We start from the raw sequence: 467 nt of genomic DNA on the forward strand, positions 1-467 counted from the left end.
TGCTGTGGGCGTCCCTTCGCTGCGCTACGGGCAACCTGCGGTGCTCGCTTTTCGTGGGGTCCGCGCAAACTCGCTGCGCTCAAACACGCGCGGCCCTGATCCACGAAAAGCTCCGCTCCTCGGCACCCCCAGAAGGGAGTGCTCGGGCCTTTGCTTCGCTCGGCGCTTTGAATACCAACAGCCAAACCCAACACAACACGAGGACGCGCCACGGCGCGTTGTGTCTTGGTATTTGTGTTGGTCCCCGCATCGGGGTCCCCTCTGTGCGTGCCGAGGAGCGCAGCTTCAGGCGGACGAGGGCTGCGCGTGTTTGAGCGAAGCGAGTTTCGCGCGGACCCCGCCTGAAGCGAGCACCGCAGGTTGCCCGAAGCGAAGCGCAGGGACGCGCACAGTGGGGTCGCCTTTCTTTTGCTTACTTTTCTTTGGCGACCCAAAGAAAAGTAAGTCGCCCGCCGGGGCGAGTCCCG

The 467-nt window shown here is 64.0% G+C and carries 1 pseudogene; it reads right to left on the minus strand.

Annotated features, from left to right (window positions below):
* Positions 1–285: 285 nt before the first annotated feature.
* A pseudogene (locus AC1DEK_RS30150) lies at positions 286–467 on the minus strand (hypothetical protein); the annotation flags it as partial.

The organism is Variovorax sp. 10N420, from assembly GCF_056394705.1.